General features: G+C 44.5%; 19 protein-coding genes. 11 read left to right on the top strand and 8 right to left on the bottom strand.

What is annotated here, in order from left to right; all coding sequences use genetic code 11:
- Positions 1–174: 174 nt before the first annotated feature.
- The 5 genes from ccmI to I3255_RS03195 all read right to left on the bottom strand — a co-directional run bounded on the left by ccmI (position 175) and on the right by I3255_RS03195 (position 6,291).
- Positions 175–1,455 (bottom strand): c-type cytochrome biogenesis protein CcmI, encoded by a 1,281-nt coding sequence (ccmI, locus tag I3255_RS03215; RefSeq protein ID WP_238036775.1) that lies wholly within the window; start codon positions 1,453–1,455, stop codon positions 175–177.
- Complete coding sequence (locus I3255_RS03210; RefSeq protein WP_238036773.1) at positions 1,452–2,009, bottom strand: cytochrome c-type biogenesis protein; 558 nt, start codon at positions 2,007–2,009, stop codon at positions 1,452–1,454. Before I3255_RS03210 ends, ccmI begins: the two co-directional genes overlap by 4 nt.
- Positions 2,006–2,656: a DsbE family thiol:disulfide interchange protein gene (locus tag I3255_RS03205; protein ID WP_238036771.1), complete on the bottom strand. Its 651-nt coding sequence runs from the start codon at positions 2,654–2,656 to the stop codon at positions 2,006–2,008. The genes I3255_RS03210 and I3255_RS03205 overlap by 4 nt, the downstream gene beginning before the upstream one ends.
- A gap of 1 nt (position 2,657) precedes the next feature.
- Positions 2,658–4,688 (bottom strand): heme lyase CcmF/NrfE family subunit, encoded by a 2,031-nt coding sequence (locus tag I3255_RS03200; RefSeq protein WP_238036769.1) that lies wholly within the window; start codon positions 4,686–4,688, stop codon positions 2,658–2,660.
- A 268-nt stretch (positions 4,689–4,956) separates the two neighbouring features.
- The gene (locus tag I3255_RS03195; protein ID WP_238037220.1) at positions 4,957–6,291 is read right to left on the bottom strand and encodes a hypothetical protein; all 1,335 of its coding nucleotides are present in this window, start codon (positions 6,289–6,291) and stop codon (positions 4,957–4,959) included.
- 493 nt (positions 6,292–6,784) lie between these two features.
- Here I3255_RS03195 and mrdA point away from each other — a divergent pair, with 493 nt between their 5' ends.
- The 9 genes from mrdA (at position 6,785) to scpB (ending at position 15,410) form a co-directional block, all read left to right on the top strand.
- Entirely contained in the window at positions 6,785–8,773 is a 1,989-nt protein-coding gene (gene mrdA, locus I3255_RS03190) for a penicillin-binding protein 2 (RefSeq protein WP_238036767.1), read from the top strand.
- Positions 8,774–8,869: 96 nt separating this feature from the next.
- Positions 8,870–9,556 carry a 16S rRNA (guanine(966)-N(2))-methyltransferase RsmD gene (rsmD, locus tag I3255_RS03185; RefSeq protein ID WP_238036763.1) on the top strand — a complete coding sequence of 229 codons (687 nt, stop codon included), beginning with the start codon at positions 8,870–8,872 and terminating at the stop codon, positions 9,554–9,556.
- A gap of 253 nt (positions 9,557–9,809) precedes the next feature.
- The gene (gene rplM, locus I3255_RS03180) at positions 9,810–10,238 is read left to right on the top strand and encodes a 50S ribosomal protein L13 (RefSeq protein WP_201598506.1); all 429 of its coding nucleotides are present in this window, start codon (positions 9,810–9,812) and stop codon (positions 10,236–10,238) included.
- 10 nt (positions 10,239–10,248) lie between these two features.
- On the top strand, positions 10,249–10,635 hold the full coding sequence (rpsI, locus tag I3255_RS03175) for a 30S ribosomal protein S9 (RefSeq protein WP_058025929.1): 387 nt from the start codon (positions 10,249–10,251) through the stop codon (positions 10,633–10,635).
- A 318-nt stretch (positions 10,636–10,953) separates the two neighbouring features.
- A complete protein-coding gene (locus tag I3255_RS03170; RefSeq protein WP_238036760.1) occupies positions 10,954–12,042 on the top strand; it encodes a lipid A biosynthesis acyltransferase in 1,089 nt (362 codons plus the stop codon).
- Positions 12,043–12,158: 116 nt separating this feature from the next.
- Complete coding sequence (locus tag I3255_RS03165) at positions 12,159–13,244, top strand: tryptophan--tRNA ligase (RefSeq protein ID WP_238036757.1); 1,086 nt, start codon at positions 12,159–12,161, stop codon at positions 13,242–13,244.
- Positions 13,245–13,271: 27 nt separating this feature from the next.
- Positions 13,272–13,883, top strand: coding sequence for a class I SAM-dependent methyltransferase (locus I3255_RS03160; RefSeq protein ID WP_238036755.1), 612 nt, complete (start codon positions 13,272–13,274; stop codon positions 13,881–13,883).
- A gap of 5 nt (positions 13,884–13,888) precedes the next feature.
- Entirely contained in the window at positions 13,889–14,728 is an 840-nt protein-coding gene (locus I3255_RS03155; RefSeq protein ID WP_238036754.1) for a segregation/condensation protein A, read from the top strand.
- A 70-nt stretch (positions 14,729–14,798) separates the two neighbouring features.
- Entirely contained in the window at positions 14,799–15,410 is a 612-nt protein-coding gene (gene scpB, locus I3255_RS03150; protein ID WP_238036753.1) for an SMC-Scp complex subunit ScpB, read from the top strand.
- A gap of 163 nt (positions 15,411–15,573) precedes the next feature.
- Here scpB and lolA read toward each other — a convergent pair whose 3' ends face one another.
- From lolA to rplU, 3 genes are all read right to left on the bottom strand, one after another.
- The gene (gene lolA, locus I3255_RS03145) at positions 15,574–16,257 is read right to left on the bottom strand and encodes an outer membrane lipoprotein chaperone LolA (protein ID WP_238036752.1); all 684 of its coding nucleotides are present in this window, start codon (positions 16,255–16,257) and stop codon (positions 15,574–15,576) included.
- 453 nt (positions 16,258–16,710) lie between these two features.
- A complete protein-coding gene (rpmA, locus tag I3255_RS03140) occupies positions 16,711–16,968 on the bottom strand; it encodes a 50S ribosomal protein L27 (protein ID WP_058025936.1) in 258 nt (85 codons plus the stop codon).
- A gap of 91 nt (positions 16,969–17,059) precedes the next feature.
- Positions 17,060–17,371: a 50S ribosomal protein L21 gene (gene rplU, locus I3255_RS03135; RefSeq protein WP_058025937.1), complete on the bottom strand. Its 312-nt coding sequence runs from the start codon at positions 17,369–17,371 to the stop codon at positions 17,060–17,062.
- Positions 17,372–17,939: 568 nt separating this feature from the next.
- Here rplU and I3255_RS03130 point away from each other — a divergent pair.
- Positions 17,940–18,965: a polyprenyl synthetase family protein gene (locus I3255_RS03130; RefSeq protein ID WP_238036751.1), complete on the top strand. Its 1,026-nt coding sequence runs from the start codon at positions 17,940–17,942 to the stop codon at positions 18,963–18,965.
- Between the two features lie 835 nt (positions 18,966–19,800).
- The gene (locus I3255_RS03125; protein ID WP_238036750.1) at positions 19,801–21,201 is read left to right on the top strand and encodes an efflux RND transporter periplasmic adaptor subunit; all 1,401 of its coding nucleotides are present in this window, start codon (positions 19,801–19,803) and stop codon (positions 21,199–21,201) included.
- Positions 21,202–21,206: the final 5 nt, after the last annotated feature.

The raw sequence follows: 21,206 nt of genomic DNA, 5'->3' as shown, positions 1-21,206 counted from the left end.
ACTTAGGGATTGGCGGATTGCAGAGATACCTTACCTTGTGACCTTGCAAACCTCAAGTATTTTCATGATTATGGTCATAAGTTGCCATGACTTAGCTGTTCATACAACGCTGTTGCACCATTTTGTGGGCAACAGCATTGATACGACAAATGCTGACAATAACATATCCCAATACTAGGGGATTTGTTGATTGATTTCTACATTAGCCTGGTTTTGATCGGCACTAATCACCACAGGATTGCCTGATAGGTCTCCTGATTCTGCGATTGCTGTACCACTATGGCTAATACGAGCGATGACAGCTAACTGTACTTTGTCAGATCGAGCAGATCCTAGGGTACGCCCTGGCATCATGGCATCAAGATCACTTAGGCTAATAGTAGCTTCACCTTGTTTGATGGCAGTAATTGGTAAACGTTTAGCTGCAAATGGCGGGCCACCATTCACATCACGAATCGCCACAAACAGCACGTCATCCGCTTTGACCAGTGGCAGTAGGCTTGAGTTGATCTTAACGTTCACCTCAATGCCTTCAGAGGCTTGTTGCTGCTGCATGGTCACATTGGCACTGAGCTCATCTAGGCTTGATAGCGCCTGCGTATGATCGCCTGGTTTGGCCGAGATGCTATCACGCAAACGCTTAATCCAGCCTTGTGCTTGATCAAAGTTATTCGCTCGTGCTTCACCCATTGCCATGAGCATTTGCGCGCCTTCATGCTGTGGGTTTTTGGCCAATACCGTTTCTAGCACTCGGCGACTATTTTCGTCTAGCTGACCCTTATTAGCAAAGAAATTAATCTGCGCGTAAGTAATCGCAATCTCTTCATTATCAGGTGACAAACGATAAGCACGTGATAAGGCCTCTAGTGCTGAATCGGTCGCCTCTAATGATAAGAACAACTCTGATAGGCGCATCCAACGGTTGTAATCATACGCATGGCGATAGACATTGGTCTGCATGGCACTAATCAGCTGATTGCCATCTTCGATCGCCCAAGCAGGCGGCTGGTCAATCTTGCCAGTTAATAAATCATCCGCCACTTGACCAACTTTGTCTTCGCTCGCCCAAAGCTCAAATACAGGCGTGCGATCTCCGACCATCAAGTACGCCATAGCGGCTAATACGGGCACCCAGACGACAATAATCAGTCGGCTCTTGATACCAGGCGTGACCATAGGTGCGACTTCACGCTGAGCATCCAAAAGCTGGCGTTCAAGCTCAAGTTTTTGGTTTTGATAATGATGGTCATCAATGATGCCGTTGTCTTTATCTGTTTTCAGCTCTGCTAGTCGCTCACGAAATACGGCAACGTTGATATCTAATAGCTGATTGTCCAAAGGCTTACTATGCGTACGCGGTGCTCTCAACCATGGTTTGATAGCTATAACAGCAAGCAATAAGGCGGTAAGTAGGCTCAGCGCAATAAATAAGCCAACCGTAGAAAATATGGTCATTTTTTGCCCCCAAGGCTTGTAATATCGTGATCGTCTTTATTATCAGCACGTGATAATAAGCGCTCAAGCTCCGCTTTTTCGGCAACAGTCAGCGCCTCAGCGGTACTGTCTGCTGTCATGCCGCTTGCACCACTGGCAACAAGCTGACGTCGTTTGCTTTGCCAAAACCAACCTACTAACAAGATGATGAGCAACAATGGTGGGAAAAACCATAAAATCCACGTTGAAGGACGCACTGGTGGCTTGTAGCTGATAAAGTCGCCATAACGTTCCTGCATGTAGGCACGAATCTCACCATCGCTACGACCATCTTTGACCAAATCGTAGGTTTTTTGCTTTAAGTCTTGGGCAATTGGGGCATCAGAGCCTGCTAGATTTTGGTTTTGACATTTTGGACAACGTAGCTCTTCGATAAGGCCACGATACTGTGCCTCTTGCTGTACAGAGTCAAAATCATAGACGTCGATAGCAGCAAAACTAGCCATACTGAGTAGACAAGCGATAAGCAAGCTTGCTAATTTTATCGTAACGGATTTTATTTGATAGGCTATCATTGACACGCCTCCTCAACCTGACTTGGCTCTAAACTGACGCCATTATTATTGGCGTCATTAAGCACCATCAAGCAAGGCGCGATACGGCTTTGCCAGTTGCTCTCATTGACCTCACCGATAATATGCTGACGAATAACCCCTTCACCATCGACCACAAAAGTCTCAGGCGCGCCAGTCAGGCCCAAATCTAAAGCAAACTGCCCCGATAGATCCTGAATAGACATCGAAAAAGGATCGCCGCCTTTGTTCAGGTATCCGAGTGCATCACCAATGTCATCTTTGTAGTTGACACCTACCAAGTTCACACCGCGCTCCTCCAATTTCATTAAGAAAGGATGCTCGATGATACAAGTAGGACACCATGATCCCCAGATATTCATCAAAAATGGCTCATCAGGCAGGTTACCATTAGTCATGATGCGACTGGTATCGGATAACAATGGCAGCTCAAAAGCGGGTACTGGACGCTCAAGTGCTGTGTTCGTCACGATATCCGTCGGTTTACCCAAGCGCATATACAGCATGGCAACCAGACCAATAAAAATCACTAGAGGAATCAAAAACCCTAACTTAAGCGACTTTTTGCGTTTGGTATTCTTATTGCTTTGCTGAGTCTGTTTATCAGGTGCATTGTTTGAGGTCGTCATGTTACTGACCCCCTGTCTTAATAGCTTGCGATTCCAAATCTGCCACCGTAGCAAAGCCTGATTTTTTGGCGGCAATTTGCGCAGGTGTTCTGGTTTTCTTAATACGGTAACGATTGTCTAGCATGCTGAGCAATGCGCCAAACGCCATAATAAGCGCACCTAGCCATATCCAGCGAATCAGTGGTTTAACATAGATACGGAACGCCCACTCGTTGCTGTCCTCAGCAATTGGCTCACCAAGTGCGACATATACATCGCGCATAAGGCTGGCATCAATCGCCGCCTCGGTCATTGGCATCATACTGATAATATAGTTACGCTTTTCAGGATATAACGTAGCCACCTCTTGACCGTCTTTGCTCACCGATACCTCGGCTTGGGTGGCGTCAAAGTTACTGCCTTTTACTTCGCTAAAGCCTTTTACTGTAAAGTCATAACCTTGGACATTGACACTATCATTTGGTCCCAGCGCCACATCACGTTCAATACTGAGCGTACTGGTAAATGCCACACCGATAACTGCAACGAGCACCCCGATATGAGCGATTTGTTGACCCCAATAGCTTAGACGCAGCTGGCGTAGTCCGTTTAAACGACTCGGTGCATTCTTGGTTTTGTCTCTAAAGTCGACAACCATCCATAATAGCACCCAAAAGCTCACTGCCAACGTAACGCCAATATTAAGCATCGCTGATGGACTTGTAAAATAAGCGATAATCGCCGCCAACACCAGACTGCTCACAGCGATAACCATGCCAGCACCCAATAATGGGCGGCTGTCTTGTTTCCAGCGAATATTAGATCCCATCCCCATCGCTACTAATAGCAACCATGTCAATGGCACAAATAGCGCATTGAAGTACGGAGGGCCGACCGATACCTGACCTAGGTTAAAGGAGTCAGCGATAATGGGGTATAGCGTACCAAGTAGGACAACCAAGGTCGAAATCAAAATAATGACGTTGTTAATCACCAAGAACGACTCGCGTGAGATCAGTCGATATTGACTCTCAACCGTCAAACGCCAACCACGTACCGCAAACATCAGCAGACCACCGCCGATAATCACGCCAAGAATGGCTAGAATAACGAGACCACGCGTCGGGTCAGCAGCAAATGAATGGACTGAAGTAATAACGCCTGAACGGACGAGGAATGTGCCTAGCAAACTAAGTGCAAAGGCAAAAATGGCAAGCATGATCGTCCATGCTTTGAACACACCGCGTTTTTCAGTGACGGCAAGCGAATGTAGCAATGCCGTACCCGCCAGCCATGGCATCAGTGACGCGTTCTCTACTGGATCCCAAAACCACCAGCCGCCCCAGCCAAGCTCATAATAGGCCCACCATGAGCCAAGTGCGATACCAACCGTTAAGAAACCCCAAGCCGCCAGCGCCCACGGACGTGACCAGCGTGTCCACACCGCATCCAAACGCCCTTCCCACAACGCTGCCATACAAAAAGCAAATGGCACGACCATACCCACATAACCCATGTAGAGCATCGGTGGATGAATAATCAAACCAAAATCTTGCAAGACAGGGTTTAGATCCGCACCATCAACTGGCAAATTGGGCAAGGTACGATCAAATGGCGATGAGGTAAAGATCAGCATCGCTAGCATCATCATTTGTACGCCTGCCAATATCACAAGAACACGCGCACGCATGGACAGCGGCAACCCACGACTGAAATAAGAGACCAGCGCACACCAAGTGGCCATAATGGTCATCCACAGTAGCAGCGACCCTTCATGCCCGCCCCACGTTGCAGACAGCTTGTAATACCAAGGCAGCAACGTATTGGAGTGCTGAGTGACGTAGACGAGGCTAAAGTCGTTGTAATAAAAGCCTGCCATCAGTGCAGCAAATGATATGATCATGGCCGCAAACTGCGCCCATGCAAGACTTGGTGCTAGACGTTGCCAAGCGACGTGGTCGCGCATGACACCAATGGTTGGTAGTACCACCTGCAAAATCGCCAGTATAAAAGCGGCCAGCAAGGCAAAATAACCCAATTCTGTGATTAACATACGGTCTAACCTTGTTTACCTAGGATACCATTAAGGGTTCACCGATGGCATTGTGAGCCACTGGCAAACGCTAAATAGTCCTTTATGCGGTCATAGTTTACGGTCAAAAACTGAGGTTTCAATAGCTGTAGAAGCACCTAAAACCCGCTACTATCATTGTGACGTATCAATCTGAATGGTTGATACAAAATGCTTCATTGTGGTTGATTCTATATTCTTTTATGTGTCCAAACTTTATTAGATATTTTTGTTACTTACGATGTCAGTATTACTGCATCGAGGGAAAGAATACCAGCACAAGATGCAGCCACCCTGCCAAAAATCCAGTCAGACCACCTAAAACAATCAAGGTCATTTCATCTTCACGAAAAGCTGGGCGCAGTAGGTTCTGAAACTCATTTGGCGTCAGTGCACGTATTCTATCGCGAAACAGCCCAAATATTTTACTGGCTCGACTTTCATTGAGCTCAGGATCACGCAGCGGTACCATCGTTGCCACAATCGATTTATCAATAATGGTATTTTTCAGCTGCCCATAATCACGGCGGCCCAATCCTACACGTAATGTCGTGCTGATTACTGGTGACTCTAGTACCGTATATAAGTGTGACTTCATCAATTCACGAGTTTGTGCTGAGCGATCACCGTACATCATCTCGTTCATGATGTTCTCTAAAGTAACCAAATCTTTGACCACAATCTCAGCAAATACTTCAGACACTTCCTCTTGGCGCTTCATAAAGCCGCCTTGCAGACGATACCTTGCGATATGCGGCATGACTGGCTTGATAAAGGGGAAGCGGCTCTGTACCGAAAAAAGCTTCAAATACGGGATAAAATGCGGCTCCACTGGATTAAATACCATCCAAATGGCAATCCAATTGGTCAAAAATCCCCAAATAGCGGCAAAAAACGGTACAGTCCAGTGCTGCGGCACCACCAAAAATATAAACATCTGGATAATACCGAACACCAACCCGATCAATGCACTGATATGCCAAATAAAATCGATCTCTTTTTGACCGACTTTTAAGAACATATTGACCATCAGACGACGATCGTTCTCCATTGTATTAACGATCATCTTGCGCATATCGACCAGATCTTCGACATGGTAGGTCAAATCTGTCACCAGCGACTGCATAATACTAGGCAGCTCTTTATGGGCTTGAGCGTAGACACGGCGTTTTAGAGCATAAGGTAGGTTACCCCATAATGCGGGTGAATGATCGAGCATAATCTCATCAATCAACGGCTCAAGGTTTTTGTCAACCGTATCAGTGACAAATAGCGCCATTTGCTCTGGTTCCATCGCTTTAAAAAACTCATCTAATGAGCCGAGCTTTGACAATGTCTGATCAACGATAACACCCGATATTTTACCCGCTTTACGTGGGACAATACCTTGCCAGCCGATACCTGGCAACCCAAAGAATGGGAAATTTGGAATACGAATACCCCAAAACTTAATGGGATAAAACAGCATCTTGAGCGCCATCCACACATGTACCCAAGTCACGAATGCCGTCACTGGTGGAATGGTCAGCATGGCAAAAAACTCTGGGTGCTCAGTTATCGTCTGCCACAATGAATTTACGTCCATGACTTCTCTAGTTCCTGACAGGTTGATTGTCGTTGCTAATATTGTCGTTACCGATAACAAGCCATTAGCAAAATTAGAACGTTTCAAAAAGACGCTCTGCCCATAATAACTGCTATAAATAAATCGCCTGATTTTAGCATACTTGCCATTTATTAGCACATGTAGACCCTTGGCAAGTTGTGACTAAAGATGACACATTTTATGCCCTGCATCTGATAATAAAGGGATCAATATAGCTCATCGCTTATATAGCGTATGGCCACAACAAAATAAGTGGCTGAGTACTGCGCCTTCTCATTTGTTCTGTTATAATTTGTAGTCAAACGATAGACGCCATCTACGTACAAATCGATGCACGTTGATTTTAGATCATATAGCGCTATGTGATTGAAATCCTTTGTATTATCCTTTAGACTCACCGCACTTTGGTTAACTAACCCGCCCATGTATCCTGCTTTTATTGACTCACTGACCGATTGGGCTCTGATTTTCTATGAATAAACCGCTAACTCCCAATACCGAACAGGTCAACAGTACCTTTACCAACCGTATTATTATCTTTGGGATTTTAATATTGCTGGGTTTGGGCGGCCTGATAACGCGTTATGGTTATTTGCAAGTCTACGCTCATGATAAGTACACCACGCAGGCAGACAACAACCGTATCAAGCTAATATCTGCACCGCCTAGCCGCGGTTATATTTATGATCGTAACGGAATCATTTTGGCGGATAACCAGCCAGTCTTTACTGCGATGTTGAGTCCTGACGAGATTGACAACCCTGAGCGCACCTTAAACTTGTTAGCCCCCATCTTTGATCTCACAGAAGAAGACATCACAGATATTTTGGCGCGCTTGAGCAAAAACAAAAACGACCCTGTGACCATCAAAATCGATTTAACAGAGGCGCAGCTGGCTCAATTTAGTGAGCGTAAGCCGTTCTTTCGCGGTGTCTCTATTCAAAGTAAGCTGACGCGTGATTACCCTTATGATGAGCTATTTGCTCATGTCATCGGTTACGTTGGCCGTATTAACGATAAAGAGTCTAAGCGTATTGATAAGGACCGCTATGCAGGTACTGACCTGATCGGTAAGATTGGTATCGAGGACTATTACGAAGATATTTTGCTTGGCCAGCCCGGTTATCAATCGGTAGAAACGGATGCTCACGGCAATATCTTGCGTCAATTGGACACCAAACCGCCTACCTCTGGTAACGATATCACGTTGAGCTTGGATTACGGGCTACAAAAGATCGCCCAGCAACAACTAGATGGACGCCGCGGTGCAATCGTCGCAATAGATCCCAAAAACGGCGACGTGCTGGCATTTGTCAGTAACCCAAGCTATGACCCAAACCCTTTCATCTCAGGCATCTCCTTCAAAGACTATGATGCGCTGCGGGAAGACATTGATCAGCCACTATATAATCGTGCGCTCCAAGGGACATATCCACCTGGCTCGACCATCAAACCATTTGAGGGTCTAGGCGGTATTCACTACGGCTTGCGAGATTGGAACAGTACTATTTATGATCCTGGCTATTTTAGTTTACCAGGAGACAGCCATCGTTTCCGTGACTGGAAGCGCGGGGGTCATGGTACGGTTGATTTGAAAAAATCTATCCAAATGTCGGTTGATACTTACTATTATAAACTGGCTTATGAGATGGGTATCCAGCGCTTGCACGACTGGATGGTGCGCTTTGGTTTTGGGAACAAGACAGGCATTGATCTTCCTAATGAAAAATCAGGTATTATGCCATCACCGAAATGGAAAAAAGACACTTACGATAAAGACTGGCTACCGGGTGAAACCATCTCTGTCAGTATTGGACAAGGCTACTTCTTGGCAACGCCACTACAGATTGCCAACGCCACAGCCATGACCGCAAATAAAGGAAATCATATTACCCCGCATTTGCTAAAAAGCAGCGACGGCGCGGCAGAGGTAAAAGTGATCACCAAACCAGATGGCAAAATTGAATACAACGGTCAGCCTTCTGACTGGCTACGTATGCATGCTGCGATGGAAAGCGTGGTAGAAAACGGCACAGGTCGCGGCATCTATACCCCGCGCTATCGTATCGCTGGCAAAACCGGTACCGCTCAGGTCAAGTCTATCGCTCAAGGCAAACGCTACGATAAATCGGCAATCGATAAGCGTCATTGGGATCATGCGTGGTTCAATGGCTTTGCGCCCGTAGAAGATCCGCAGATTGCACTTGCTGTATTGGTCGAAAACGGTGGCGGTGGTAGTACGACTGCCGCTCCTATTGGCCGTGCTCTATTTGACTACTGGATGCTACAACGCAAAACTGATCCGATATTACCCCCTTCAGCCGATGAGCTCAAAGTCATCAAGCGTCAAAAGGCTTTTGAAAAAGCCATGAAGGATGCCTTGCGTGAAAAAGAAGCAAAAGCATTAGCAGAACAGGAAGCAGCAGCAGAAGCACAAACAGCAGCAGCCACCTCTGAATAGCGACATTTTAATATTTTAATAGACATTTCTAATCATTAACGTCATGTCTAATAAGTAGAGACGCCTCAGCAAAGAGATAATAACAGAGACTCTAGCATGAAAAAACCCACGAGCGGGCGCGCAGCAAAAAAGAACCCTAAAGCAAAAAGTGCCGCAGCCGGTGATGTGCGTATCATTGGTGGGCAGTTCAAGCGCCGTATTGTCAGATTCATCGATGCAGATGGCTTACGTCCAACGCCCGACCGCCTGCGAGAGACGCTATTTAACTGGCTACTGGCTGATATTCATGGTGCACGCGTGCTCGATAGCTGTGCGGGCAGCGGCGTATTAGGGTTTGAGGCGTTGTCCCGAGGTGCGGCGCATACTACTTTTATTGAAATGAATACTGTACAGAGTAATATGCTGCGTCAGAGTGCCGAGCAGCTACGCCTCGATGCAGCTACTTATCAAGTCATCACTGGTACTGCTGAGCAAGTACTGAGTCAAAATCAACTGATCGAGCGCCCTTTTGACATTGTCTTCATCGATCCCCCTTATGCTCAGGATTTATGGCAGCCTATTTTGAGTACGCTGATTACCAACGCATTGATTGATCAATCAACGCTGATTTATTTAGAAGCGGATAAAGATCTAACACCTCAGCTTGAGCAACTAGAAAAAAGGCTTAATGAAAATCAGAACGCCCAACTAGAGACAACTCAGCAGACAATCCGCTTTGAATGCTTGAAACAAACCAAAGTTGGACAAGTTGTCGCTGGACTTTATCAGCTGTCACCGTCATAATTGCACAGCAATATCTAAAAGCATCGTTAGCTATTGTGTAATAAGCAATATTTAGTAAAACCATTCAATACCTGTAAAAATGTTTAAAACCGCTTAAAAACTGGCCAAACGCTGCAGTTTAATGTATAAAGGCGAAAATAAACCCCAATGCAGCTTGCAAGCGTAGGCGCTACTGCTTATAATGTGCAGTCTGTTTTTTGAGAGCCCCGTTCCCAGCTAAACTCTCAACGAATTCTAATTTTAAGGTTTTATCATGAAAACACTTAGTGCAAAACCAGCTGAAGTGACCCATGACTGGTATGTCGTAGATGCTGACGGCAAAACCCTTGGTCGCTTAGCCACTCAAATCGCTAGTCGCTTACGTGGCAAGCACAAGCCTTCTTATACTCCGCACGTAGATACTGGTGACTTCATTGTTGTCATCAACGCAGAAAAAATCGCGGTAACGGGTAAGAAAGCACAAGACAAAAAGTACTATCGTCACAGCGGCTACCCAGGTGGTATTAAAGAAACCAACTTCACAAAGCTGATTGCACATAAGCCTGAAGATGTTCTACACAAAGCAGTTAAGGGTATGCTTCCAAAGGGCCCTCTTGGCTATGCGATGATCAAGAAGCTGAAACTATATGCGGGTACTGAACATCCACATACTGCACAGCAACCTAAAGAACTAGACATCTAAGGATATACTTATGGAACGCAATTACGGAACTGGTCGCCGCAAGACGTCTACTGCTCGTGTCTTTTTATCAAAAGGTACTGGTAGTATCGTTGTTAACGGTAAGCCACTAGACGAATACTTCAGCCGTGAAACTTCACGCATGGTTGTTCGTCAACCATTAGAACTACTAGACTCTGCTAACCAGTATGACTTATATGTCACTGTTGCAGGCGGTGGTATCAGTGGTCAAGCTGGCGCAATCCGCCACGGCATCACACGTGCATTGATCGAAGCTGACGAAACTTTGAAGCCTGCCCTAAAAGCAGCTGGTTTTGTTACTCGTGATTCACGTCAAGTTGAACGTAAGAAACTGGGTCTACGTAAAGCACGTAAACGTCCACAGTTCTCAAAACGTTAATCAAAGCACTTTCTTATCTTTTTGCTACTGTTGTCTTTTTCTCGGAGCGATGGTAGCAAACTCAAGTAAGAGAAGCGTTTTGCAAAACCTTATAAGCTGGTCACAGCTTGTAAGGTTTTTTTATGCCTGCTGATTGGCCTATAGGTTGTGTGACTACCTCTCATTGCAATAGCTATCGATATACGTACTTTATATTAACACTGCAAAGTAAAAACCTTATAAACATTCTCACTTGCAAAGCGTTTGAGCCTACCCCATCATATCAATAACTTTTCATCATTAGCTGCAATGTGATATACGGTGCGGCAGAAGGATATTATGAAAGCGCCAGAACAATACGATCCCAGTAAACAATCTAACCATAGTAGCGTACCGCCTAGTACCAAGCAGTCTACTAAATCACCTGCCATACCTGCGGGCACCCCAACGATTATGCAAAATCACAAGCGTACTGCGCAAGCAAAAAACAAGCCCTTTCAATGGCAGTTTTTATTGCCGAAGTATTGGGGTATTTGGTTATTGTTCTTGATGATATTACCCATGATATATCTGCCGCTACGTTGGCAGTTTTGGCTAGGTCGTAAGCTCGGCATATTGATTTATAAAGCTGCAGGCTCACGTAGGCGTGACACTCTGATTAATCTAAAGCTGGCGTTTCCAGAAAAGCCAGCAGCTGAACGTGAGTTGATGGCCAAGCAAGTCTTTGTCAATCAAGGCATTGGCGTGTTTGAAACCCTATGTGCTTGGTTCCGTCCAAATATATTTACCAGAACAGTATCTATTTCGGGATTACAGCATCTTGTTAATGCGCAAAACGAGCAGCGTCCGGTTATTTTGCTGGGTGCGCATTATACGATGCTGGATTTGGGCGGCTTACTGTGTTCTCAATTCTTCCCTGTCGATTGTATGTATCGTACACAAAACAATCCTTTATTGGACTGGTTTATCTATAATGGTCGTACCAATATATTCGGCAAGCAAATATCTAGCCGCGATATGCGTAGCTTAGTCACGTCTATCAAAGCAGGTCATGTGATTTGGTATTCTCCCGATCAGGACTACGGTCTCAAGCAAGGGGTCATGGCGCCATTTTTTGGGGTGCCGGCAGCAACGATTACCGCATCACGCCGTATGGCAAAATTAGGCAGCAAAACGCATCCGCCCGCTGTGATGGCGCTACATACTTATCGGCAGACACCAGACAATCTACCACGTGGTAAACGCCCACATTATCACCTGACCATCACCCCAGAGCTTGAGAACTATCCAAGTCGTGATGAAGTCGCTGATGCCACTCGGGTCAATGAAGTCTTAGAAGGGCTGATACGTATTGATCCGACTCAGTGGATGTGGTTCCATCGTCGCTTTAAGCATGGGCCGAATGGTCGTACTGATATTTACAAATAAGCAGACAATGATTGCTAAGAAAACGGCTTGAAAAATTTGCTATACTTTGCGATTAGTATTTTGACCCTTTGATCGTACATTTATAATAATTTGATAAACAAAATAACGGATTTCTCATGAGTAACAACCGTACTTCTGACAGCCAAACCTCTGATAACTCAACCGAAGCCAAGCGCATTCTCACTGGTATCAAACCGACTGGCATTCCGCACCTTGGCAACTATGTTGGTGCGATTCGTCCTGCCATTCAATCTATTCAAAACAGCAATGATGATGCGTTTTTCTTCTTAGCAGACTATCACAGCATTATTGGTTGCCATGATCCTGCGATCATCCACGAGTCAACCAAAGCCATTGCCGCGACATGGCTCGCTTGTGGTCTCGATCCTGAGCGCGTGACCTTTTATCGTCAGTCAGATGTGCCTGAGATTCTAGAATTGTCATGGATTTTGAGCTCCTCATGTGCCAAAGGCCTCATGAACCGCGCTCATGCTTACAAAGCAGCGGTCGATGCCAATATGGAAAAAGAAGACGTTGATGCTGATCAAGGGATTAACATGGGTTTGTTTGGCTACCCTGTATTGATGGCCGCTGATATTTTGATGTTTAATGCCACGCATGTGCCTGTTGGCCGCGACCAAATCCAGCACATTGAAATGGCACGTGACATGGCTGGTACGTTTAACCATCGTTATAAAACGCTCTTTACCCTACCGTCAGCAGTGGTAGACAATGATATACCACTACTTACTGGCTTAGACGGCCGCAAAATGAGTAAAAGTTATAGCAACACCATTCCATTGTTTGGCGAGCCGAATCCGCAAGTTAGCTCTGAAAAACAAATGCACAAAGCCATCATGAAAATCGTCACCAACTCACAGCTGCCTGATGAGCCAAAAGATCCTGATGACTCTGCTCTGTTTGAGATATATAAAGCATTCGCCACGCCTGAAGAAATCGCTGATATGCGTGCGCAATACGCAGCAGGTATTGGCTGGGGTGATGCTAAGCAAACACTATTTGATAAAATCAATGATGAGATTGCCCCGTTCCGCGCGCGTTACGAAGCGCTCATGGCCAATCCAAAAGAGCTAGAAGAAATCTTACAAATGGGGGCAGAAAAAGCGCGTCGTCATAGTCGTAAGCAATTAGACAAGACGCGCCGCGCTATTGGTATCCGCCCACTTGCCAAACTCAAGTAATACATAAGTTATCGGTGGACATAATTTATGTCGGTACATAAATCTTTTGAACGTACTCATTTTTTATCGTACTGCCAGTTTTTATATAAGACTGACAGTACGTATGATTCTAAGCAAGTAGACAGACTCAATCGTCACCGCCATGTAGAGCCAGAGTCTGCTGAATTTTTGGCCAATATTGCCACGATCAGACAGCCCAAAAAGGTACTAGAGATTGGTACTTCAACGGGTTTTTCGACCCTATGGCTGGCTTATGGTCTACGTCATCAAGCTAAATATGACTTTATATCACTAGACATCGACAAAAGTCGCAGTGAAGCCGCTCGCCAACATCTGCAAAATACGGGGCTATCTGACTCTGTTAGATTGATCGTGCAAGATGCCTTTATTTTCTTAAATAGCAATGAAGATGTCTTTGACCTAATATTTTTGGATGCAGAGCGGCAATTCTATCTCGATTATATCGAAGGTCTACATAAAGCATTGGACATAGGTAGTGTGCTTATTGTCGATAATGTCATCTCTCATCGTGATGAGGTTTGTGCGTTCTTAGCAGAATTCACCAATGATTCTCGTTATATTTGTCATACGTTAGATGTTGGTGCTGGATTATTTATGGCAGTGCGCCAGGAACATTAAGTATTATGGATACATCCAACACGGCTGCGCTGCGCATCTATCAGACGCCAGTACAGCATCTACCAGACGATCTTTATGTCCCGCCGCAAGCGTTTGCGATTTGGCTAGAGCAATTTGCAGGTCCGTTAGATTTCTTATTGTATTTGGTCAAAAAAAATAACGTTGATTTGACGCAAATGCCAATATTACCAATCACTGAGCAGTATCTTGCCTATATCAGTGAGTTAGATACCGAACATTTTGAATTGGCAGGCGATTATTTGCTAATGGCTTCGACGCTCATTGCGATCAAAACCGAATTACTATTGCCTGCACCTGACACCCTTACCGACGAACGCGATCCAAAAGCCGAGCTGATTGAGCGCCTAGAAGAGTACGCGCAAATCAAAGTGGCCAGTCAGCGCTTAGACAATCTGGTACGTTTAGAGCGCGATGTTTTTTTAGCGATGGTCAGTATGCCCAGTCAAGATGCTATGAATGCTGAGCTGCCTAGCTACTCGCCTACTTTGCTGATCGATAGCTTGTTCAAAATGCAGCTACAGCCAGACTATCAAATGCATACCATCAAAATCGATGCCGTACCACTTTCTGATCGCATCGCTAGTATTAGCAGGCAATTAAGCACTGATGGTGCCCGCTCCTTTTATGAGCTACTAGACAAAGCACAAGGTAAGATAGGCGTGGTCGTAAGCTTTGTCGCCGTACTTGAACTGATCAAGCGGCAATTGGTTGGTGTGGTCTATACAGAACCCAATAATGATGCAAGCACGTTAATGAAACATGATACCGATCCATTCGATATAGACAATCAATCCCAAGACCTAACACTACAGTGGTTGGCATAACAGGCATCAAATTAACTTCCTAGCTTGACCGTTATTGAACACATAACATTAAAATAAGAGCATACTTTAGATGGTAGATATTGACGACCCGAAGCAGCATAATAAAGCAGAGTCTACACGTGCCGCTGCTACTGCCTCTATTGAGGAGGATTATACCTCTCTTGAAAATGTGAGTAAGCGCATCGAGGTGCTCTTACACGCTTCAGAAGCGCCGCTGACAGCACAGGCACTAAAGAAGCATTTGTCATTGTCTAGCAAAGCGTTAAAGCAAGCCTTAGAGGTGCTAGAGCGACGGTTAGAGACTGGTGTGCTCAATCTACATGAGACAGCCAGCGGCTACCGACTACAAATTTCCGATGCCTATAGCAGCTTAATTCAGCAGATTTTTCCGCAGCGTCAAGAGCGTTTGAGCCAAGCCTTACTTGAAACTTTGAGCGTTATTGCGTATAAACAGCCCGTAACACGTAGTGATATCGAGCAGGTACGTGGTGTGACGCTATCGAGTAATATATTACGCCAGCTATTTGATAAAGGGTGGATCATTGAAAAAGGCTACAAAGAGACCTTAGGCCGCCCAGCTCTCCTTCACACCACCGCGCAATTCTTAGATGCGTTTGGGCTGAGTCATTTAGATGAGCTGCCCCCAATGCCAGATATGGAATCCATACGGGCTATGTCTTAATTTTTCTGCTGACCAAACTATCATTACGCTCATAAAAAAGGACAGATCACGTAAGATCTGTCCTTTTTATTTGGCTATCACTCTTAGGGCTGTCAATCTTAGTTGCTTTCAACCTTAGATAAATAGCAAAACATCATGATCTGCTTCATCAATTAGCTTGTCCTTATTGATTGATGACATCAACACCTTTTGGTGGAGTAAATTTAAACTGACTGCTACTAATACTTGGGTTCATTTTGATACCACTAAACTTAATAGAGGTCGTTTGTCCAAGCGTATCGTTTAGCACCATCATCACAGGTTTACCGCCACTAAAGCTCATTGATAGGCTCTTAAAGCTGGCATTATCAGATTTTGGGTACAACACATAGTAGTTCTTATTGCTATATGGCTGAGTGATTTTAAAGTTTTGGTCAATCTTACTTGGATCACCTGATAATAACAGTGCTGGCGTATTACCTACTTGGCTGTCCACATTTTGTTTAGTCGCTTGCTCTAGATCCTTATCATAGATCCACATAGAGTTGCCATTGGCAACGATCAGCTGATCTGATGGTGACTTGGTTTCCCAGCGAAAGTTATTGGGACGTTGGACACTCATAGAACCTGTAAACGTACCACTGCTAGCGCCTTTGGTGGTCTGGCTAAAATTAGCTGTCATACTTTTGGTATTGGTCAGTAATTTGTTCAGGCGCTTGGCAGCTGTCATATTATCAGCAGGCGCTGCAGTAGCAGACTGAGTCAATGCCATCATAGGTGCTGCTACGCCGAGTGACGTCATCAGAACACCAGCTAAAGCACCCGTCATCATTTTTTGTTTGGTCGATTTTTTTGTAGATAAAGTCATCAGTAATCCTCTCTAAAAAAGCATCATCGCTTTAAAAATAGTCGCTTAAAAATAAAATAGCTTATTAAAATTTTTCCTATTGATGCCGATCTCACTGTTATAAAACAGGTATCGATCAGCAATGGCAACAGTGTGCCAGTTTTTTTATTACGCGCCTAGTCATGATTTGCAATCATTACTACGCCTGCCATACACACTTGTAACCAATGCAGTTACACGGTAAAAGTTTGCATTTATCATGATAAATTATTAACACCGTGCTAATGAAAAACCAGTGAGCCAAGTGTGACGAGTATTTATGCTATAGAAAATTTCTGACCAAACCTTTAATAAAAGCCAATATTAATTAAGAAGGTCTTATAGACGCAAAAAGCCCTTACTACCATCAGGCAGTAAGGGCTTTTTAGATATCCGACCATTTTATTCAAAAAATAAAATGACCTAAATGGATAATTATGCGTTTTCAACCGTCACATAACGACGATTAAATTTACCTTTGGTCTCAAACTTTACAACACCATCATTTAGTGCAAATAAAGTATGATCACGACCCATGCCAACGCCTTCGCCTGCGTGGAATTCTGTGCCACGTTGACGAACGATGATGTTACCAGCTGTGATAGCTTGGCCACCAAAGATTTTTACGCCTAGCATTTTTGGGTTTGAATCACGACCATTACGGCTCGAACCGGCAGCTTTTTTATGTGCCATGAGAAAATCTCCTTGTTAATGTGACTTATCGCTTATGCGACAACTCTTAAGCATTTAGTGCGCTATTTAGCAAACATTGCTAAACGGGTAATTAGGCATTAATGGCTTTGATTTTTAACAAGGTGTACCATTGGCGGTGACCTTGCTCTTTGTGATAATGCTTACGACGGTTGTGCTTGATGATACGGATTTTTTCGCCGCGACCATGCTCAACAACTTCAACTTCTACGCTAGCGCCATCAACAACAGGCTGACCGATTTTGACGTCATCGCCGTCAACAACCATCAACACGTCTTCAAATTTGATTGTTTCGCCTTTTTCTGCTTTTAGCAATTCAACTTTAAGCAATTCATCGACGACTACACGGTGCTGTTTACCACCAGTTTTAATTACTGCGTACATTGTATGACTCCGTTTAACCCGTGTGCCGTGGCTGATGTTATACCAACGCTTTTACGACGAACACGACAGGGAAAAATTAAAGGCAAGATTTTACGGCTTTTTGCTTATAAAAGCAAGCCGCGCGTCTTGTTTTTGCAAGGTGGTTACACTAAATCACCATCATCTGCATTGTTATATACGCTACAAATTACCAATCCGCCGTAAACGACAATACTGATAAAACCAGCACAGCAATGGTTATAAATAATGGCTTGAGCCTAACGGGGGCTATTATAACTTATATAATCAGTTACTTACAGCCTTTTATCTATCATTTATGTGACGACAAAACCTCGTGATACGTTAACAGTCTTACCATCAAACTATTGAATGTTTTCATCAATTTGCCCTGCCTTCTATGCATGATAATAGGCGCACAAGCTAACTCTGAGCTACCCTTGTGATGTACTTTAACCAACAATTTTCAAAGACAGCTATGCTATGATAAGCGAAACCATACCTTACCCATAGATAAATGAAGTCAAGGTTATAAAAAATCTCTTTACTCTTATTAATATGACTATTTATTATGACTATTACCTCTTTAAGTAACACCGATTCCACTCCGCAATTAACGCCTCGCTATGCTGATATTCAAAGTATCGTGGCCAATGATTTTGAGGTGATGGACAAGCAAGTATTTGGTAGTCTCAACTCAAAAGTACAGCTCGTCATGAGCGTCTCTCAGCATGTAATCAATGCCGGTGGTAAGCGTATGCGCCCGCTGATTACGCTACTGTGTGCCCGTATGTTCGATGACAATCCATCAGAAAAAGCGATGCACCTAGCAGCCATTACTGAAATGCTACATACCGCAACCTTAGTCCATGACGATGTGATCGACGAGTCAGGACAGCGCCGTGGTAAGCCAACGGCAAACGCCACATGGGACAATGCCACCGCTGTATTGGTCGGTGACTATCTGATTGCCCGTGCTTTTAATCTCTTGGTTGGTTTTCAGAGCTTGCCATTGTTACAAGTATTCTCAGACGGGACTTGTGATATTGCTGAAGGCGAAGTATTGCAGCTACAACATCAGCACAACCCTGCCGCGACAGAAGAAGACTACTTACGCATTATCGATGGCAAAACCTCTCGCCTGTTCATGATGGCGACTCAAGGTGCTGCTATTTTGCAAGACAAAACAGAATATATGGCCGCATTAGGCGACTTTGGACAGCACTTTGGTAATGCGTTTCAAATTATCGATGATGTGCTCGATTATAGTGGCGATAGCGACGTAATGGGCAAAAACCTAGGCGACGATCTTGCTGAAGGCAAACCTACCCTGCCAACCATCAAAGCACTCGAACTATTAAAAGACAGTGACAACGAAGGTTATGAGCAGCTACGAATCGCTGTGCAAACGGGTAAAACACCAAATGCTGAGCAACTGATTGAATTAGTACGTAGCTCAGGCTCATTAGATTATTGCAAACAGCGCGCTTTAGAAGAAACTAGGCTCGCACAACAAGCCCTCAGCACACTACCTGACAATCGCTATCGTCAAGGTCTGTATCAGCTGACTGAGCTTGCTAGCGCACGATTGGTATAATCAAATATGAGTCGTCTGTGTTGTCGACTAATTAAGACAATCGACTAATTAAAATAACCAGCTAATTAGAACAACCAGCTAATTAAGACGACTCATTTTTTAGCAATCAATGAACAGCAATCCCATAACTTAAAAGCGACACTCTTCAAAAAATTATTTTCTTTAAAACCAACGTACCAGTTAAATAGTTACCTTTCTTTAAGTTTCATAAATCTTTGCGGTACTATAATCATGTAAGGGTTTTTGAAGGTTGGATGATATTTAATCACGCTTAATAGAGGCACACTGATAACGATTTCTTCATGGTCGTAATTAAGGGTTGCTAAATTTGTTGAATTGTTTACAAAGCAGGTTTTTTGCTGTTTTAAGACCTTAATGCTACTGAGGCTTTACGGTTATAACAAAAAATTACAATAAATTTCGATAGTAGGTTGTATGTATCTTAATCAGCTGTTAATTGGCCTAACGCTTACTATAGCGACATTTTGTTTATTCATAAAACATGATATTTCCGCTTTTTACTCTCCGTCCTATTATGAATCGCTTGACTATGGGGTTACCCCAATAGTTTATAATAACTCATTAAATTTACTAATCCATTTTGTGGTCTACCTACACTTTTGATACCCAATCAGCTGACAGCAGTACTTCATTTATCTCACTATTGAATGTCCTATTAGCGAGATTTTTGCCGAGTCAGTTTATCTAAAGACTGTATTGGCAACGGTAGTGTAAACCTGCAAAATTAGTAGAATTTTATAATTTATATACCAAAATTTATTGTTTAACTTTTTATACTGTCATTATTTTTATTTACATATTGCCGAGGACATTGATGAAGCACTCTACTCTTGCGCTTGTAATAGCATCTGTACTATCTGGAGCTGTACTGGTTGGCTGTGACAAAAACGATGACGCCGCTGGTGAGCAAGCCGCACAGCAACAAATGCCGCCTGCAGTTGTCAACGTTCAGACTGTCACTCTCGACACCGTCCCCCAAGTACAGACTTTTTCTGGACGTACTGCAGCTTATCAAACTGCCGACGTCCGCCCACAAGTAAATGGCGTCATTGACGAAGTGTTGTTCCGTGAGGGAAGCAATGTCAAAAAAGGTCAACCACTTTATCGCATTAATACTGATAACTATGCCTCTTCGGTAAGCAGTGGTGAGGCAGCTGTACAGCAATCACAGGCGAACTATCAAACAGCATTGGCAAATAATGCCAATGCAAAAGCTGAGCTAGTCAGCCGCCAAGCGTCATTGGCTCAGGCGCAAAATGACTTGCAACGTCTGCAAGGCTTGGTCAGCATCAACGCCATCTCACAGCAGCAGTATGAGCAAGCTCAGACTGCCGTACGTACCGCACAGGCAGCGGTGCAAAGTGCCGCAGCTGCTGTCGGTCAGACACAAGCGGGTATCGAAAGCGCAAAAGCAGGCATTCAAACCGCGCAAGCTGGTCTTGATGCTAGCACATTGGATCTGAACCGTACTATCGTACGCGCGCCTCTTACCGGTCGTACTGATCGCTCAAGCGTGACTGCTGGTACGCTAGTGAGCGCCGGTCAAGCGGATCCTTTGGTCACCATTTCGCGCTTAGACCCTATCTACGTTGATATCAGTCAGTCTTCTTCTGAGCTGCTCAAGCTACGTCAGCAAATAGCAGACGGCTCAGCTCAGCCAGGCATGAACTCAGTTGAGTTGGTGCTAGAGGATGGTTCAGTCTATCCCGTGCGTGGCAAGCTTGCTTTGTCTGAAGCAAAAGTGGATGAATCAACAGGTGCAGTTACCTTGCGTGCGATTTTCCCAAACAGCAACAATATTTTGCTACCAGGTATGTACGTGACGGCTCGCTTAACTCAAAGTGTCATTACCAATGCAGCACTAGTTCCTCAAAGCGCTGTCACGCGTACGCCTAAGAGCGAGACACAAGTTTATATTGTTGATGAAAATAACAAGATTCAAGTACGTCCAGTCACTATCAACGGTACTTATGATGGTCAGTGGGTTGTCACTGATGGCTTAAAAGCAGGTGACAAAGTAGTTGTGATAGGCGGTGCCAAAGTTAAGCCTGAGCAAGAGGTGGTTGCCAAGCCACTAGAGAGCGCAAATCCAGCGCCATCTGCACAAAGTGCACCTAATGCTAAGACGCCGCAGCAAGCTGCAAAAACAATGGATAAAAAGCCAGCTAGCAATGCCACTTCTAGTGAAAAATCAACAGAAGCCGCTGCTAACTAATTCCA

Source organism: Psychrobacter sp. Ps6 (assembly GCF_022129235.1).
GTDB lineage: Bacteria > Pseudomonadota > Gammaproteobacteria > Pseudomonadales > Moraxellaceae > Psychrobacter.
This window is presented reverse-complemented; position numbering and strand designations above follow the sequence as displayed.